Origin of the sequence: Desulfoferrobacter suflitae, assembly GCF_022603395.1 — a bacterium.
Classification (GTDB): Bacteria; Desulfobacterota; Syntrophobacteria; order Syntrophobacterales; family Syntrophobacteraceae; genus Desulfoferrobacter; species Desulfoferrobacter suflitae.
The window spans coordinates 1-17,455 of sequence record NZ_JAIBKA010000017.1 but is presented as its reverse complement, the minus strand read 5'-3'; the positions used below and the strand labels follow the sequence as shown (position 1 = coordinate 17,455).

Below are 17,455 nucleotides of genomic sequence, written 5' to 3'. Positions count from 1 at the left end.
GATGGCGCCATGGAAAATATCAAATTTCTAGTGGAGTGTCTGCGGGATCTAGTTTAGGCACTCTTGCTGCTGTTGCGTAGCACACGATCAACGGTCCTTCTCACCTTTCACTTCCCTCTGGCTCGCCACCTGGATACCACCGGTCTGTTTATCAATCAACAATTCATACAACCACTCTCCATCCTTGCTGAATGCCTTGGCGGCGCAGTAGCGTCCCTTGTTTTCCACTGCTACCAGATCGTAGTCCTGCAAGATCTTCTTCCTCAGACCTTTGTCGATGACAAGCCGCGCCGTGGCGGTGCTCATGCCCTCGGCACTGGGCACAAACGACTCATCATCTTCTAAATTGGCTGCAGTGTCTATGTCTGTGGTAGTCCTCTTTTTGCTATCTATCATTTTAGATCTCCTCTAACGACCATTTTCATTTACACTTCTGCAGACCGGGTGACTCCGCAAATTCATAGGATAGATGAGCTTCAACGTGAAATTACCACTCAGGTCTACTGGACGTCTTGTCGCATGGATTCATATTGTTCCTTGTTGATTTCTCCCATGGCATAACGCCTTTTCAAAATATCCAAAGGAGAATTCCGGTTTGGGAGAGAAATTGTACCGTCACCTTTACCGACACTGATCAACCAGCGAACGAAAAATATACCCGCGGCTATGATCACGATCCAGAAGAGCAGCATGAATATCCCCCCATTCCAGCCCCAAGTGCCTCCCATCATTCCAAAGCCGGAACCCCAAAATGGGCAAAAACCAACTTGAGCAAAACCTACTTTTGCCTGTGCAAGAACCAGAAGTAGGGCTATAGCCCATGCAGTCAAAATGGATTTCTCAGCACCCCCTAACATTTTCTATCTCCTTTCCAGCAAGTTAATTGTATCGCTCCAGGTTGCTTTCTCATTCGATTGTTTCGCTATGCCTATGAGTTCAACATCGCCTAACGTTTTGTTCTTTTCGTTTCTCGAATGTTTCCTGCATGGGATATGCCAGCATCCCGCGAATATCCCTAAATTAAAAGCTTCTCATGGGCCTGCAAGACGCCTGGATGCATTGAAGCAACCTGGAAAGAGTTATGTTTCGGAAGAACTCTAAGATATTGAAGTGGAACTCCTCTTCGCATCTCGTAGGTTAGCATTTTGCTATTTCCCAGCTAATTATCCCTGGCCGACAAATCAATCTGGAGAAGAATTATCCGATTCATGCTTCCTGGAACGCAATGGTGGATAAAATTTATACAGATTGAAGCTGGCAACAATCATTCTGTTTTTCCCTGCGGTCATGCTATTCCATAATAATATTGTAAATTTAATTGCTTACATAGAAAGCGAGAATATTGGCACATAGCTTGCTATAAAAATTGACAAAAGGTTAAAGGCGACTCCAGTGTTAGCAAGTTGAAGTCGTCGCTCTTGACCTGGAATTTATCTCGAAAGGATAGACCCGGCTGTCAAGATTAAGAAAAAATGATAGGAGGTTCGATCATGTTCAAAAAAATTTTAGTTCTAATCGCTTTGTTGGCCCTTCTTGCCGGTTGCGGTCACTATGCTGGCCATGGCTACTCAGGAAATTACGAACCATATAGAAATTATGGGCCTAATTATTGCTCTTCTTATGGAGGGTACGGGCATTACTCTGGCTGCGGCCATTACGGCTACTAATGAGGGCTGATCCCAATTCTTGCCGGCACAGAGCCCAAATGAGTCGAGCAGGAAGGCGAAATGAATACAAAACAGATGAGAATGACTAGCTTTGGAATAATGATATTCGCCATTTCGGTCCTACAAGTTTAGCCCGTGAAAGTATTTTTCAATCTGTTGAAAGATAGTTGCAACAGCTAATCACCTCGGTGCCGGATAACATTTCCCGCACGTCATTTTGAACCTGCCATTTCACTGAGTCGCTGCTTATTATCTGGTTTCGATGACGACAACGACATACAGTCAAGATTGCTGCAGGTATATGGTTGTGGCCGACTCACCAAGCCTCTACCCTTGATTGATGGGAACTCACTCCAAAAACATGGCTTGAATTTTGACATCAATGCTCAGCTCGACTTTGGCCATTTGCGGATTACAATGGCGCAGGCGTTGCTAACCCCTCGAAAAATGGCTTGAGGGGGTAATGAACGAATTCTTTATGCTGGACAGGCACTTACAAATCCCCTACGGTATTGGTGGATTCAACCGCCAACACCATGAGGGTCCGTATGCTTACCTTGCCCGTCCCGATCGAAAATGTCCTGCTGGCTTTCGTTCCTCTGTTCACTCGCCCTGTTTGGCATCATGCCCGGCTGTTATTGCTGGGAGCCATCCTCGCGCGTGGAAAACGAACTACTGTTCACCGCTCACCGTTCACTGCTCACCGGAGCCATCCTCGCGCGTGGAAAACGAACCGTTACATCAGCCCTGCGTGCTGTGGGTCTCGCGCAGGAATATCGCTTCACCAACTACCATCGGGTCCTCAATCGGGCCGTGTGGTGTACCTGGTTTGCTGCAAAGGTCTTGCTTGGACTATTGGTTGCCTTCTTGCCGGCGGAAGCACCGTTGCAGGTGCTTGTGGACGAGACCATCGAACGGCGCAACGGCGACAAGATCAAGACAAAAGGGGTGTTTCGCGATGCTGTGCGCTCTTCCCGCAACAAAGTCGTTCAATGCTACGGTCTGCGTTGGGTCGCCATGATGCTTCTTGTTCCTGTTCCCTGGTCTCGCCGCCCTTGGGCGTTACCCTTCTACACGGTCCAGGCGCCGTCACAGAAGACATGCCAAAAACTGGGCAAGCGCTACAAAAGCGTCATCGACCGTGTCTGCTTCGCGCTACGGCTCATACGGCGCTGGTTTCCCAATCGCACCCTGGTTGTTACGGGCGACGGTGCATACGCCGCCGTCGAGTTGATTCAGTCTTGCCGTTCGCTTCCCAATCCCGCTACTCTGGGCGCACGCTTTCGGTGGAACGCCGCACTCTACGATCCTCCCCCGGCACCCATTCCTGGCAAACGCGGCCGCAAGCCTCTGAAGGGGAAACGTCAACCTTCCCTGAAAGAACGCCTTGTCGATCCCTCAACAATCTGGGAAAATCTGTCGGTGCGTTGGAACACCGGAACCACACGGGAACTCTTCGCCTTCTCTGGTACCAGTCTGTGGTACACTCCTGGAAAGCCCCCCGTTGCCATCCGCTGGGTAGTCGTACGAGACCCCCGTGGCGAGCTCGAGGACACGCCCCTGCTCTGCACCGACCTGGACGCAACTGCGCAACAGATCATCGAATGGTTCGTACCCCGATGGAACATAGAGGTTACGTTCGAAGAGTTGCGTGCTCACCTTGGCGTGGAAACCCAACGACAATGGTCCGACCGTGCTATCGAGCGCACCACCCCCTGTCTCTTCGGGTTGTTCTCATTGGTAACGCTACTGGCTCTACACACGGTGAGGGACGGACAGCTTCCCGTGGCACAGACCGCGTGGTAGCGAAAAGAGCAAGCGATCTTCTCCGACGTCATCGCCTTCGTCCGGCGTAGACTCTGGGCTGCACGGTATTGCGTCGACTCATTGTCGCAACCCCAGTCCACTGAATTTGTTTCCGACTTCATCAACCAGCTGTTGGATAACGTATCGGAGGTAGCTTGATTTGGCCAAAGTCGAGCTGAGGAAGGTTCACGTATTGAAGCAACGTGATTTGTTGAAAAAGTTTGTGACCTCCTGGGCAGCTTGTTCGTATTGTGTAGTGAGCGGATTCCCCTTTTCCTCAGGGGGCACGAGTGAACGCAGGCCGTAGGCATGGATCAGACGACTGAACACAAAATCATTCTCGAAATACTTGATGGGAACCCGCAGGCCTTTGGCATTCTGATATCCACCTATGAGCGGCCGATCTACAGTCTATTCTTGCGTATGACCGGGTGCACGGAAACCTCCGCCGATCTTGCTCAGGAGACTTTCATGCAAGCCTATGAAAAGCTGGATCAATTCGACCCGCGGCGCCGTTTCTTTTCTTGGCTGTACGCTATTGGATTGAACAAGGCTAGAGACTACCTGCGGCGGCAAAAAGCAGCCAGAGAAACCCCACTGGAGGACTGCCAGGCGAACACCGGAAACGATGCCGGATCTGATATACGGAAGGAAATCCAGGATCGAATCGATGGAGCCAGAATACTTCAAGTGCTAACGTTGCTTCCCCTCGAATACCGGGAAGCACTGGTTTTAAGATATCAAAGGGATCTTTCTATGAAGGAGATCGCACAGGCATTGGGGATGTCGGTAAGCGGCGCCAAAATGCGCGTTCACCGGGGTCTTGCCATGCTGCGAGAGATCATGCGGGAGGGTGCCCATGGAAAAAGAGACTAAAAACTCATTTGAACGGATGTCTGACGATTTTGACGAGCGGGAATTGATCCAGGCTCTTTACAATTTGCCCGAACAAGCCCCTCCATACCCCATGAGAGACAGGATTCTTTCCAATCTGCAACCCAAGCGGATCTCCTGGTGGCGCAGGCTGAGATTCCAGGCCCTGGCACCCAGGTGTGTGACTTTCAGCCCACTTCGAGCCGCCCTTGGCACCACCGCAGCAATCGTGCTCCTGGTCGCTCTCTGGCCGGCCCGCGATATACAATATCGGCAGGAGATTGCTCGTGAGAACACCGCAAAAGAAGTGCCGGTTACTTTCGTTTTGCCGGACCCGGAGGCACGGATCCAATCGGCGGCCATTATCGGCTCATTCAACCAATGGAATCCCAAAGGCTATGAAATGAGCTATTCCTCTGAGCGCAAGGCGTGGGTGTGCCAAACTAAACTTCGCGCCGGAACTCATGAATATGTTTTCATTGTGGATGGATCGAAGAAGATTCCCGATCCCGCAGTTCCTTTTGTCGAACAGGACGGATTCGGCAACCGCAACACTGTTCTGCTTCTGCCGGAAGACTATGAAATCATCGAGACGCGATCCCTTTAATACAGTTTTCGCTTTGCTGGTCATCGCTTCGGTTCTGACGATGGCCGGATTTACCGGCGCCCGTGCTCAGAGTGATCCGAAGACTGCCATCGAAGCGGATTCCCCAACTGTAAGCCCAGGCATTCACGAAGCCATGCTAACACTGGGACGCTGCGGTGTTCCCCCGGATGCCGTCAGCCGAATGCTGGCAGCCATAGTGGACGGAACGATTTCCCCGGATGATGTGCCGACTCTGCTGTCGCCTTTGCTGGCTGCCTGCCGGCGGAATCTTCCGGTGATTCCTCTGGTCGAAAAATTGGAAGAGGGGCTGGCCAAACGGGAACCGGCTTCGAAGATCGAGGCCGCTCTCGACCGAATGATCCAACAGTATGGGTTCGTACACTCGCTTTTATCCAAGAGATGTCACGATCTATCCAAGGGTGAAACTGATATGATCACTGCTTTTGCCAGTCTGCTCAACAAAGGCATCGCACCGAAAGAACTGGAACACGCTGTAATGATTCACAAAGGCACGCCCCTCGAACGAATACTGCTGGTTTTGCAGACCCGGGCCTACCTTGCCCAGATCAATTTTGAGCCGGCTGCACTCAACTTGATCTTTGAAGCAGGGCTCCGGAACCGTTCATTTGACGATCAGTGGATCTACCTGCCGCGGGCGGTTGTTGCCTGTCGCAAGCGAGGTCTCAGCGATAAAGAGATTGCTCAAGCGACTGCGGCCACCCTGAAAAACAACGGCTCTCTCAGGGAGTTCCTTGATCAAATGGGCTTCACCCGGCGAGAACTGAAATGAGTAAGGTTAGAAAAAGAATTTCAGAAGATGGTTGTGACCGACTCACAGACTCGGTCGTATTGTTTAGAAAAGGAGTATCTGAAGAATGACTGGATGTGTGTGGAGACTGTTGTGTCCCAGAAGACTGTTGGTTCTGTTGGCAAGTCTTGGTTTTTTGCTGGCCGGCTGCGCCACTCTCCAGCGATCTTATGATGATTGGTGGGTGGGCCGCAATGCGGAGCGTTATATGCAAGAAGAGCGATACGCCGAAGGCATTCGAGACCTCGGCTCGGTTTTGCACAGAAACCCGCAGGATGCATCCGCCGCTTATTGGATGGGGCGCTACTACCTGGCTATGGGAAAACCGGAGCAGGCGGTTTCCTACCTCACTAGGGCAGTTGAACTCAACCCACAGGATGCCGAAGCCCACTTCTGGTTGGGAGTCTGCCACTGGGCGCTGTTTGATTTTTCTGCAGAAAGGCGCCAATACGAACAAGCTCTGACCGTTAACCCCGGTTACAAATCCGCTCGCCTGTATCTTGGTCACCACTTCAGTGATCAAGCCGACTGGTCGGCAGCACTGGCGCAATATGAACAGGTATTGACAATCGACCCGACTGATCCAGAAGCCCTTTTTTATTGTGCCCTGGCACTCCATAGTCTGAAGCGAACCGATGAAGCACGCCTCGCCTGGATCAACTACCTCAATCGTTATCCGGATGGACGGCGCGCCATTGAAGCAACGAAGCGGCTGAACTCGGCGGGAGATTTTACCTATCGAAATATGATTCTGGGACTCCGTAAGGTAACACTTCGCACCATCCAGTTTGAGCCTGGAACAGCCCAACTCCAGTCATCGAGTCTTCCATCGCTGGATGTTGTCGGCTCAATGCTCAGCAACAACCAAAATCTAACAATTCATGTGGTCGTATATGTGGATGGCCGCAAGGAGCTGGCCCGAAAACGCGCATTTCGGATTTATCAAACCTTGCTCGACCGTTTTCCGAGGGTACAAGCGGATCGCCTGCTTTTGAGCTGGTTTGGAACAGGCGAACGTATCAAGGTCGGAAGCAGAGCATTCAGGGAAAAAGCTGAAGTTAACTTCATCACTCAGGTTTCGCCTGGGTCGCTTAGAAACAGAGGGAGAAAACAATGAGGACACCATCAAGAAAACAATGCTTGGCATTGATCATTTGTTTTGCGGGGAGCTTCCAGCTGGCGTTTGGACCATGTTGGGCTCAACAAAGTGTGCCGCGCGGCGCTGAACAGACAAAGTCTTTCTTTTCAAGCCCAAAAGAAGCAGTGCGCGCTCAGGAACTGGCAGAAAAGGCTTATGAGGGCCGCCAGATGCAAATGGAAGCGGCTGTGGAAAGCCTAGCGCTCAACGAAAAGGCGGTGAAAACGGATCAAATGGCCCGGCAGTCGCACGCAACGGGGATTAATGAAAAGAACCGGGAACAAACGGAACATGGCCTGGTGCAGGCCGTGGCGGCCGCAACTTCGGTTTCAGCCAAAGACATTGAAGCAATGCGCGACGCTCACATGGAATGGGATGAAATCGCCGACGAACTTGGCATGCATCCCAATGCGCTAGGCGCGGATCATGGCAGTCGACAGGGGAGCCAATCCCGGGACCGAGATCATTCAGCCACCGGATTGTCCACCCGCAGCCACGACCGTGATCGATCTCATGAGCGGAATATTAATCAAACCCATGATCGGCTGACCGACCGCGATTTCAAATTTGGAGTCTCGCATATGCCGGGCGTGAAAATGGCCGCAAGCACTGATACTCATGCAGCAGTCGGTCTGGGTCACGCGGCAGGGATGGCTCATGACACTTCGTCCGGCCACATGGGGCAAGACCGCGGGCACCAGGATGACTCAAGAACGGGCCCGGCCATGCACAGCGAAGACTACGGGAGCCATTCTTCCGGTCAGATGAGCGGGAGCTCAAGCGGCCACGAGGGCTCCTCCGGCAGTGATCATTCAGGCAGCGGCGGCGATCATGGCGGAGCTTCAGGTGGCGACAACAGTGGGGGGCATGGCGGCGGAGGTGGCTCCGGTGGCGGAAGCGGTGGTTCAGGTGGAGGTGGGGGCTCCGGTGGTGGGGGAGGTTCGGGCGGCGGCGGTCATCACTAGGGTTTGCTTGCATTGCTCTACCGCCTCTTGCGGAATATAAGTATTCTGAATTCCCCGGCCCATTGGGGTTGGGGGGATAATTCTACCGGTTCCGCATAGATACAGTGATTATTGGCGCAACCTCCCTTGCGCTTCACCCGGCTGACGCTAGCAGTGTTAGAGTGTGTCGAAAAAGGTTTTTACCGAACTAGGTCTTGCACATAGTGCAAGCAATCAAGGGCAAATCCAGCTACCAGGAGGAGCCAATGTCAGATAAGGACCCCAGCAGATTCACTTCTGTGGCCAAAGGCATTAGCACCACTGGAATTTACCCACAGAAAATTCGTTGTTGTTTTAATAGCTTACAGACAAAAGTGTTTTGCCAAAATTTTGCCAAAAATGACCAAAAGTACACCAAAGAATGAGTAGGACAGGGTATAAATAGTGAAAATCAGCGAAAGTGGCGAAGCTAATAATTGCTTGATTTACTTAAACAAATGTTACTATTTCCTACTTTTCCTTCCCTACTGCTTTTGGTGACGCACCTACTACGAATCCGTAGGTCGGAGGTTCGAATCCTCCTGGGCGCACCAGAAAAGGCAAGGGGTTTGCTGAAATCGGCAAGCCCCTTTTTTATTTATTTATTGCCAAGCACCATGTGAGATCACCATACTCATTCTCCGCTTCTTCCATCAAAACATCTCCTTCCGCCGATTTTCACCGGCGCTCATTGTAGCAAAAAGCTTCTCATGATCCAAAGCCGAAGTCCCCGGAGTCAGCATGGGGCTCACCTTTTTGGGTTCATTACAGCAATGGCATTCGCCGAAGCACGTCTATGCAAGTCCCAGCAATTGGCTCCTATCTGTGTTCGTCTCAGAGCTTGCCCGAGAATTGAGTCGCATGGAAGGGCCATTTTGGGGACCGTTCAGCAATTGAAAAAACGTAGGAAAACACAGTAGAATGAGTTAATGTGAATGTTAAAGAATTATCAGAGTGATTCAATCAGCATAGCAGGTTTCGGACTGACGTGCGCCATAACCGCCCTCGCTGACAGGGGCAGCGGGCAAGGAAGATGCACCAGTGATACCATGAACCATGAATTGCGACTCGCCAACGACTATGTTCATCATACCGACTGCCACATTTTTTTGACCGGCAAGGCGGGAACCGGAAAGACCACCTTTTTGCACAGCATCAAAAAGAGCTGCGCTAAGGCTTTGATCGTGACCGCCCCAACCGGGGTAGCAGCCATCAACGCCGGCGGCGTAACACTCCATTCTTTTTTCCAACTGCCCTTCGGCCCCTTCATCCCCGGCAGTGAAGAACACGAGGCCAATCGAGGACGTCTGCACCGCTTCAGTAAGGAAAAAAAGCGCATTATTCAGGGACTCGATTTGCTGATGATTGACGAAGTGAGCATGGTGCGGGCCGACGTGCTTGATGCAGTGGATGCCGTCTTGCGGCGTCAGCGCCGCGACAACCGGCCTTTCGGGGGGCTGCAGCTGCTGATGATCGGAGACCTGCATCAACTTTCCCCGGTGGCCGCGCGGCAAGAGTGGCAACTGCTGGCGCGATATTATGAATCACCCTATTTTTTCAGCAGTCATGCCCTCTCCCGGGTAGAGCTGATCACCATTGAACTGAAGCATGTTTATCGGCAGACGGACGAGGGCTTCATCCGAGTCCTGAATTGCGTGCGCGAAAACCGCCTGGATAGATCCGCCGTCGCTGACCTGAACCGGCGGTACATTCCCAACTTTATGCCGAAGGAAGATCAGGGCTACATCACCCTGACTACCCACAACGCCACGGCCGACGGCATCAACCGCAGCCGGCTGCGCGCCTTGCAGAAAACAGAGAGGTGTTTCAACGCGGAGATTGCGGGCGATTTCCCCGAATATAACTATCCAGCCCCAGCCACCCTGCGGCTCAAGGAGGGTGCGCAGGTGATGTTTCTGCGCAACGATCTTTCCATCAGAAAACGCTATTTCAACGGGAAAATAGGCAGAATAAAGAAGATCTCAGGATCAACAATCCTTGTCGTATGCCCGGAAGATAATGATGACATCGAGGTTGAACCGGTAGAATGGAAAAATATCAAATATGCCGTGAATCCCGAAAGTAAGGCGATTGAAGAAGAGGTCATCGGCACATTCAAACAGTATCCACTCAAGCTGGCGTGGGCCATTACCATTCACAAGAGTCAGGGACTGACCTTCGACAAGGCCGTAATCGACGTCCAGGCCGCCTTCGCCCACGGCCAGGTGTATGTGGCTTTGAGCCGCTGCCGCACTCTTGACGGCCTGGTGCTGACCACCCCTGTCCCAACCCATGGCGTGCAAACCGATGAAGCCATCCTCCACTTTGATTCCCAAACCGGTCAAAACCCACCATCCGAAAGTTGTTTGTCGGCGGCCAAAATAAATTATCAGCAGCGGTTGTTATTAGATTGTTTTGATTTTGAGCGGCTGCAAAGCCGTCTCAACCGACTGACCGGACTATTGCTGAGTCATACCCGTGTGGTCCGCATGGGCGGTCCCGTCGATATCGCCCGATTGCGGCAGACTTGCGAACAGACAATCCTGGCTGTGGGTGAAAAATTCAAACGCCAGCTGCACGCCAGTTTTCCTGAAGGCACCCTGCCGGAAACGGATGCCTACGTATTGGAACGGATCGTCAAGGCTTCGGCCTGGTTTCAGGAGCAGTTTAAACTGCTGTTCGAAGACTTGGCGGGAAACCTACCCGTGGAAACGGACAACCGCGAACTCCTCAGGAAAGTGAAGAATGCCATAGAGGATCTACAAAACGAAATTGCTGTCAAGTTGGCGGGCATAAGAGCCTGTGAGAACGGTTTTTCTCCGGCAGGTTATCTGCGCGCCGTAGCCACTGCCGCAATGGATGTCATGGCTGGTAAGCCAAGCAAACGTCGGACTTCTCAGGACTATACTGCGAAAGGCATCGAGCATCCCGAGCTTTTCCAAGACCTCAAGAACTGGCGAACGCGCAAGGCGAGAGAGGAAGGGGTCGCTCCCTTTCACATAGTGCATCAACGGGTACTGATTCAAATCGCAGATTTTTTGCCCAACAACACAGCCGACCTCGGAGCAATCAAGGGGATCGGGAAAAAAACCATCGCCAAGTACGGCCAGGAACTGATTTCGCTGACGGCGGCCTACCGCAATAAACACGGCATCCAGCGGGTGACCCCGGCAACGCCCGGGTCGGGATCGAAGCAAGATTCGCGGACAGACAAAATCCAGCGGTTTCGGACAGCAAACAAATCAGCTTCGACCTGTTCAACAAAGGCATGACGATCGATCACATCGCACAGGAAAGGGGCCTGGCCCTATCCACCATCGAAGGGCATCTGTGTTTTTTTGTGGAAAGGGGTCAATTGGATATCAGCAAAGTGTTGACCGCCGAAAAGCAACGCGTCATCGAAAAGCAGTTGGGTACCGCCAATTCTCTCAGCCAAATCAAGCACGCCCTGGGAGACGGCTATTCCTATGGCGAAATCAGGCTCGTGCTGGCCCACCGCAAACACCAGGCGCAGAAATAAAACCTGTGAATCCTCTGGTAACGATCGCAAAATGCATCAAACTTCGTTAGTACATGATTAAGGCGAACGCCGGAATGCTGAGTTTTGGGGAGTTTCCAACCCCCCGTGGACATGACGGAATTGCGCCGGAAGGACGTTAGCGGGTAAGCTTTTGACCTCACTGAACTTGTATTGTATAAACCTATTTACAGTCCTATCGTCGGTTCGTGAATACCTGAATTGAGCGATTCGGTTTATAAGTGAGCATTATGCCGAGGAAATACCGCCAGGGCGACGCGCATCCAGAGGGTTCTTCCTGCCACCTGGATTGGGTCTTTTGGCCGAATGGCGCTTGCTCATCCGTGCGGCAGGGATTGCCTAATTTCGGGCAGAGTACATGAAGCGTCAAAAAGTAAGACCACTTTTTGCAACAGAGGAGGACCCGATTCATGGGGTCAACAGATGATCGCCAAAGGGCCATTGATATGGCCATGTCACAGATTGAACGCCTTTGTGGAAAAGGTTCCATAATGCGTTTGGGTGAGGGCTCCCAAGATGCTAAGGTGCCAGTCATTTCGACCGGCTGCCTGTCACTCGATTTGGCACTGGGAATCGGAGGCGTGGCACGTGGTCGCATTGTCGAAATTTTCGGGCCGGAATCCTCGGGAAAAACCACTCTCGCCTTGCACATTCTCGCACAAGCGCAGAAGCTGGGAGGTCTGGCCAGCTTCATCGATGCCGAGCATGCCCTGGATATTCACTATGCGCGCAAACTGGGCGTCAAAGTAGAAGATTTACTGGTCAGTCAGCCCGATTATGGCGAACAAGCACTTGAAATCGCGGAAATTTTGGTGCGCAGTAATGCCATAGATGTGATCGTGATCGACTCGGTGGCAGCCTTGGTCCCCAAGGCAGAAATCGAAGGAGAGATGGGAGATCCCCATGTCGGTCTCCAGGCGAGACTGATGAGCCAGGCGTTGCGTAAGCTGGTTTCAGCTATCAGCAAATCCAAGACATGCGTCATCTTCATCAATCAGATCCGAATGAAGATCGGTACGTTATACGGATCGCCGGAAACCACCACCGGGGGCAATGCGCTAAAATTTTACGCGACTATGCGACTGGACATTCGAAGAATCGGACCCATCAAGGAAGGTCAGGATATCATAGGCAATCGCACCCGCGTCAAAATCGTCAAGAACAAGATTGCACCGCCTTTTAAGGAAGTCGAATTTGACATCATATACGGTCGCGGGATTTCCCGCGAAGGCGATGTGCTGGATCTTGCAGTGTTGGCAAACGTCATCGATAAGGCGGGAACCTGGTATTCCTATAACGGTGAGAGGCTGGGGCAGGGTCGCGAAAACGTAAAGAACTTCCTGCGCGACCATCCCGAGCTGCTTGCGGAGATCGAAGAGAAAGTACGCCAAATTCACGACCCGAGTATACTCGAAAATGCGGCAGAAGCAGTAACTGCAGAGTAGGCAGAGCGTTGCAGACCCAACAAGGAGACTCCCTTCATGAAAGCCAGCGAAATTCGGAAGGCATTTCTGGAATTTTTTCGACAAAGAGACCACTCTATAGTCAAGAGCTCGTCGCTCATTCCTCACGACGATCCGACCTTGCTTTTTACCAATGCGGGCATGGTTCAGTTTAAAAGGTGCTTTCTGGGAGAAGACCGGCGGCCATACTCGCGAGCGACCACCAGTCAAAAATGCATGCGGGCCGGCGGCAAGCACAATGACCTGGAAAACGTTGGGCGCACCGCCAGACATCATACCTTTTTTGAAATGCTTGGGAATTTCTCGTTTGGCGACTATTTTAAAGAACATGCGGTGGAATTCGCCTGGGTTTTTCTAACTGAGGAAATGGGACTTCCAAAGGACAAGCTGTATGCAACCATTCATGAGGGCGATGGGCAAATGAATCTGGGCCCGGACGAAGAGGCCAGGAAGTATTGGGCCAAATACCTGCCGCAAGAGCGCATCCTGACGTTTCCGACCAAAGACAATTTCTGGGCAATGGGCGATACCGGACCCTGTGGTCCATGTTCAGAAATCATTATCGATCAGGGCGCAGGGGTCGGCTGCGGAGCGGCGGATTGCCGACCCGGTTGTGATTGTGACCGCTATCTGGAGCTCTGGAACCTTGTGTTCATGCAATTCAACCGCAGGGATGACGGAACTCTTGAAAAGCTTCCCAAGCCCAGCATTGATACCGGCATGGGTTTGGAACGAATTGCTGCCGTTATCCAAAAAGTTCCGTCAAATTACGATACGGACCTGTTTGCCCCGATGATGTCACGGATCGCTGAACTCACCGGCTACCATTATGGAACCGACGGTGAAAAAGACGTCTCGGTCAAGGTTATCGCGGATCATAGCCGGGCGGCCTCCTTTCTCATAGGCGATGGAATTCTGCCCAGCAACGAAGGAAGAGGTTATGTGCTGCGGCGGGTCATCCGAAGAGCACTCCGGCATGGCAGATTCCTCGGACTGGATGAGCCATTTTTACATGATACGGCCGTTGCCGTGATGCAATCGATGCACGATGCTTATCCGGAGCTCCTGGAAAACAAGAATTACATCTCCCGCGTGATTGTGGCCGAGGAAGAACGTTTCAACGAGACTCTGGACCACGGATTGCGTCTTCTGCAGAGCGAAATCAGAAGGCTGCAGGATGAAAAGGCTTCCATCATCCCCGGCGAACTGATTTTTAAGCTCTATGACACCTACGGCTTCCCCATAGACATTGTGACCGACCTGGCGCGAGGGCTTTCTTTCCAGGCCGATGAGGCCGGCTTCGAACGGCTCATGGAAAAACAAAGAGAGCAGTCCCGGTTGCATTGGAAAGGCAGCGGTGAACGAGAGATCTCGGAAGCTCATCGGCAACTTTCGGCAAGAGGTGTTTCGACTGAATTTTTGGGATACGAAACCCTGCAAGCCCATGCGCCAATTGTTGCCATCATTCAGGAAGGGGAGAGTCTGCAAGAGGCCAAGAGTGGAAATGTTGTGGAAATAATCACCGAACGTACACCGTTTTATGGAGAAGCGGGAGGGCAGGTGGGCGATCGAGGTGAAATCCTAACGGATTCCGGCAGAATTGCCGTCACCAATACTTTGCGGCTACCCGGCGATCTGATTGTTCATATCGGCCAAGTGGAGGAGGGAACAGTTCGAGTTGGAGAGAGTGCTCAGCTGAGAGTCGATGCCGGCTTGCGAAGAGACACCGAGCTCCACCATACGGCCACTCATATCCTGCACGCCGTGCTCCGCAAGATTTTGGGCGATCACGTAAAACAAGCAGGCTCCCTGGTAGGACCGGATCGATTGAGATTTGACTTCACCCACTTCACGGCACTCAACAATGATGAATTGCGCGAAATCGAGCGGCTGGTGAATGAAGCTATCCGCAGAAATGACGACCTGCAGGTCAGGGTGATGGATCTCGAAGAAGCACTCAGGACTGGAGCCATGGCTCTGTTCGAGGAAAAATATGGAGATCGGGTTCGAATGGTGGAAATTCCCGGTTTCAGCCGCGAGCTCTGTGGAGGAACGCACACGCACAGAACGGGTGATATCGGAGTGTTTGTGATCCTGCAGGAAACCGGAATTGCTGCCGGGGTCAGGCGAATAGAGGCACTCGCAGGACGTCAAGCCCTGAAATACCTGGAGACCCAACAAGACATCCTGCGCCAGACGGCCGCTCTTCTGAAAACCAGTCCAGGTGATGTTGCGGAACGGGTGGAAAAACTGATCACCTACCAGAGACACCTGGAAAAAGAACTTGAATCGTTAAAGGCTTCGCTGACGAGTCAGCGATCTTCGGACCTGCTTGCAGACGCCAAAGATGTTAACGGAGTAAAGATCCTGGTGACTCAAGTGGAGGCCGATAACCCCAAGGTACTGCGAGAAATCAATGATCGATTCAAAGAAAGGGTGTCTAGCGGTGTGGTCGTGTTGGGGGCTGCCCATGATGGAAAAGTGTTTTTGCTGGTTGGAGTCTCCGCTGACCTAACAACGCGCGTTCACGCCGGTGATTTAATTAAAGAAATAGCAGGGGCAGTGGGAGGTTCTGGAGGGGGCCGCCCGGACATGGCTCAAGCTGGAGGAAACCAGCCCGAAAAATTGGAGCACGCTCTCGGTCTGGCTGGAAAACTCTTGAGGGAAAAGCTCCAGTGACGAAGCTTCCCCTGCCCATCGGTCGACTCTGACTGATGATGGCCAGGAAAAGCTTGCTCGTCCCAAGTTATTGATTGCTCTCACAGTCGATCTATCCTGCAAGCAGAAAGTACGTCTTCCAGTTCATCCGTGAGCAGTTCAGGGAGCTCGGAAAGCGGGAAGCATGCGCCGCATCCCCGGCAGCGCCAATATATCTGACCTCAGGCTCGAATCATGCTCAGCTGTTCGTTACAGTGGGGACATTCCACAGGGTTTCTCCTTATTAGATAGATTATTTTACTGGTTCCTAAACTTAGCGATCCGTCCCATAACCCCCTTGGCATGCCGCCGCAATACCGCCACAGCGGCAGGCATCCAGTGGGCGAGCGGGTGATGCTGACCCTCCAGCTTCCGGCGTTTGCCCAATTGATGATCGTGGTTTTGCTCAACAAAGAACTCAATTTAGGCCTCTGCGTTGACACAGATGCGCCGGACACCGGAGCTATTACTTAAAGGATTTGCTGTCTGCTGACAACTCCCCTCAGTGAGAATTACGTGTGAAGCAAATCACTAACGCAACTCTACTGGGTCGATTATACAGCTGGACCGCCACATCATGCAATCTGACAGGAGAAAAGCATATGCCGGCCAACCTTCCCCCTCCTTACTATGAGGCGGAGAAACGGTACCGGGAAGCAAGGACCCCGGAAGAAAAGCTTGATGCACTCGAAGAAATGCTCACCATCATGCCCAAGCACAAGGGCACAGACAAGCTGCGAGCCGACCTGCGTCGCCGTATCGCTAAATGCAAAGCTCAATCCCAACAAAAAAAGGCACATCCAAGCGCGAGAGTGAATATTCAGTCGAGAGGGAAGGGGCGGGCCAGGTGGTTTTGGTTGGGGCTCCCAATGTGGGCAAATCTTCACTGGTTGCATCGCTCACCAATGCTCAGCCGGAAATCGCAGATTTCCCTCATTCTACATGGAAGCCAACACCTGGGATGATGGTCTTTGAAAATATTCAGTTTCAGCTGGTGGACACCCCGCCGATCAGCAAAGATTTTGTCGATTCCTGGATGATTGATCTGCTGCGGCGCGCAGACATGTTGATGGTTGTTGTCGATCTCCATTGCGGAACATTGCAACAACTGGACGACTCCCTTGCAATTCTGCAGGAACTGAGGATATATGCCGAGGGCAGCCCCGTGCCTGATGGCCTCACGAAAACCCCATTCTTTAAGAAACTCTTAATCGTAGTCAATAAGATGGACACAGCTGACGATGAAGAAGATTTTGCGGTATTTTTGGAATTATCTGAAATCACCCTGCCGGCCATAGGCCTCTCAGCCTCCACCGGTCGAAACCTGCCGGCCCTACCCCGAAAAATCTATGAGCTGTCCGACATCATCCGCATTTATACCAAGGCACCCGGCAGCAAATCCTCAGACCGGGGCGTCCCTTTTGTTCTCCCTCAACAAAGTACATTGGAAAATCTTGCAGCCAAAATTCACAAGGACTTCGCGGCCCATTTAAAATATGCCAAAGTGTGGGGCCAAGGGGTTCATGATGGACAAATGGTGCACCGCGACTACGTTTTACATGATGGGGATGTGGTGGAAATTCACCTTTGACAGCGTGCATAGTGTTTGAAAAAAGGTTCTGGCTTCCAAGTAGGCTGGGGTTCGTCACGCGAACCGCGTGAGGCAACCCAACCTGAATTGAGAGATCGATGTTTGGAAAGAGCATGATCGTCATATGGCTCACCATCCGGCGGCTGGGATCGGGCCGGGCAGGGGCGGCCGGAGCGTCGTCGTGAGGGGTTGGATGTCTGTTGTGCGTGAGGCTGTTGCGCCGGGTTGGTGGAGGTTTGCGGGAGAAACCGGCCGGGGGGGATTGCGAATAAGAAAAGCCGGGG

The 17,455-nt window shown here is 52.2% G+C and carries 13 protein-coding genes; 11 read left to right on the top strand and 2 right to left on the bottom strand.

The features are described from left to right. Positions 1-87: 87 nt before the first annotated feature. Both K1V27_RS21035 and K1V27_RS21030 read right to left on the bottom strand, forming a co-directional pair. On the bottom strand, positions 88-396 hold the full coding sequence (locus K1V27_RS21035) for a hypothetical protein (RefSeq protein ID WP_258932221.1): 309 nt from the start codon (positions 394-396) through the stop codon (positions 88-90). Between the two features lie 104 nt (positions 397-500). Continuing rightward, complete coding sequence (locus K1V27_RS21030; protein WP_258932220.1) at positions 501-857, bottom strand: SHOCT domain-containing protein; 357 nt, start codon at positions 855-857, stop codon at positions 501-503. Between the two features lie 1,470 nt (positions 858-2,327). Here K1V27_RS21030 and K1V27_RS21025 point away from each other — a divergent pair. The 11 genes from K1V27_RS21025 (at position 2,328) to K1V27_RS20975 (ending at position 17,171) form a co-directional block, all read left to right on the top strand. Next, entirely contained in the window at positions 2,328-3,473 is a 1,146-nt protein-coding gene (locus K1V27_RS21025) for an IS701 family transposase (protein WP_258932219.1), read from the top strand. A gap of 309 nt (positions 3,474-3,782) precedes the next feature. Continuing rightward, positions 3,783-4,349: an RNA polymerase sigma factor gene (locus tag K1V27_RS21020; RefSeq protein ID WP_258932217.1), complete on the top strand. Its 567-nt coding sequence runs from the start codon at positions 3,783-3,785 to the stop codon at positions 4,347-4,349. After that, complete coding sequence (locus tag K1V27_RS21015; RefSeq protein ID WP_258932215.1) at positions 4,333-4,953, top strand: glycogen-binding domain-containing protein; 621 nt, start codon at positions 4,333-4,335, stop codon at positions 4,951-4,953. The genes K1V27_RS21020 and K1V27_RS21015 overlap by 17 nt, the downstream gene beginning before the upstream one ends. Next, positions 4,925-5,743, top strand: a complete 819-nt coding sequence (locus K1V27_RS21010; RefSeq protein WP_258932214.1) for a hypothetical protein — start codon at positions 4,925-4,927, stop codon at positions 5,741-5,743. Before K1V27_RS21015 ends, K1V27_RS21010 begins: the two co-directional genes overlap by 29 nt. Positions 5,744-5,828: 85 nt before the next feature. Then, the gene (locus tag K1V27_RS21005) at positions 5,829-6,878 is read left to right on the top strand and encodes a tetratricopeptide repeat protein (RefSeq protein WP_258932213.1); all 1,050 of its coding nucleotides are present in this window, start codon (positions 5,829-5,831) and stop codon (positions 6,876-6,878) included. Continuing rightward, positions 6,875-7,864, top strand: coding sequence for a hypothetical protein (locus tag K1V27_RS21000; RefSeq protein WP_258932212.1), 990 nt, complete (start codon positions 6,875-6,877; stop codon positions 7,862-7,864). Before K1V27_RS21005 ends, K1V27_RS21000 begins: the two co-directional genes overlap by 4 nt. A 953-nt stretch (positions 7,865-8,817) precedes the next feature. Next, a complete protein-coding gene (locus K1V27_RS20995; RefSeq protein ID WP_258932211.1) occupies positions 8,818-11,154 on the top strand; it encodes an HRDC domain-containing protein in 2,337 nt (778 codons plus the stop codon). Further along, positions 11,151-11,402, top strand: coding sequence for a helix-turn-helix domain-containing protein (locus tag K1V27_RS20990; RefSeq protein ID WP_258932210.1), 252 nt, complete (start codon positions 11,151-11,153; stop codon positions 11,400-11,402). Before K1V27_RS20995 ends, K1V27_RS20990 begins: the two co-directional genes overlap by 4 nt. A gap of 428 nt (positions 11,403-11,830) precedes the next feature. Further along, complete coding sequence (gene recA, locus K1V27_RS20985; RefSeq protein WP_258932209.1) at positions 11,831-12,865, top strand: recombinase RecA; 1,035 nt, start codon at positions 11,831-11,833, stop codon at positions 12,863-12,865. A 36-nt stretch (positions 12,866-12,901) separates the two neighbouring features. Then, positions 12,902-15,562: an alanine--tRNA ligase gene (gene alaS / locus K1V27_RS20980; protein ID WP_258932208.1), complete on the top strand. Its 2,661-nt coding sequence runs from the start codon at positions 12,902-12,904 to the stop codon at positions 15,560-15,562. Positions 15,563-16,346: 784 nt separating this feature from the next. Further along, positions 16,347-17,171, top strand: a complete 825-nt coding sequence (locus K1V27_RS20975; RefSeq protein WP_258932207.1) for a GTPase — start codon at positions 16,347-16,349, stop codon at positions 17,169-17,171. Positions 17,172-17,455: the final 284 nt, after the last annotated feature.

Excerpts from the sequence above, each read along its gene's own strand:
- K1V27_RS21010 (WP_258932214.1), top strand. The coding sequence starts at position 4,925 with ATGAAATCATCGAGACGCGATCCCTTTAATACAGTTTTCGCTTTGCTG.
- K1V27_RS21035 (WP_258932221.1), bottom strand. The coding sequence starts at position 396 with ATGATAGATAGCAAAAAGAGGACTACCACAGACATAGACACTGCAGCC.
- alaS (WP_258932208.1), top strand. The coding sequence starts at position 12,902 with ATGAAAGCCAGCGAAATTCGGAAGGCATTTCTGGAATTTTTTCGACAA.
- recA (WP_258932209.1), top strand. The coding sequence starts at position 11,831 with ATGGGGTCAACAGATGATCGCCAAAGGGCCATTGATATGGCCATGTCA.
- K1V27_RS21005 (WP_258932213.1), top strand. The coding sequence starts at position 5,829 with ATGACTGGATGTGTGTGGAGACTGTTGTGTCCCAGAAGACTGTTGGTT.
- K1V27_RS21020 (WP_258932217.1), top strand. The coding sequence starts at position 3,783 with ATGGATCAGACGACTGAACACAAAATCATTCTCGAAATACTTGATGGG.
- K1V27_RS20995 (WP_258932211.1), top strand. The coding sequence starts at position 8,818 with ATGTTAAAGAATTATCAGAGTGATTCAATCAGCATAGCAGGTTTCGGA.
- K1V27_RS20975 (WP_258932207.1), top strand. The coding sequence starts at position 16,347 with ATGCAAAGCTCAATCCCAACAAAAAAAGGCACATCCAAGCGCGAGAGT.
- K1V27_RS21030 (WP_258932220.1), bottom strand. The coding sequence starts at position 857 with ATGTTAGGGGGTGCTGAGAAATCCATTTTGACTGCATGGGCTATAGCC.
- K1V27_RS21015 (WP_258932215.1), top strand. The coding sequence starts at position 4,333 with ATGGAAAAAGAGACTAAAAACTCATTTGAACGGATGTCTGACGATTTT.
- K1V27_RS20990 (WP_258932210.1), top strand. The coding sequence starts at position 11,151 with ATGACGATCGATCACATCGCACAGGAAAGGGGCCTGGCCCTATCCACC.
- K1V27_RS21000 (WP_258932212.1), top strand. The coding sequence starts at position 6,875 with ATGAGGACACCATCAAGAAAACAATGCTTGGCATTGATCATTTGTTTT.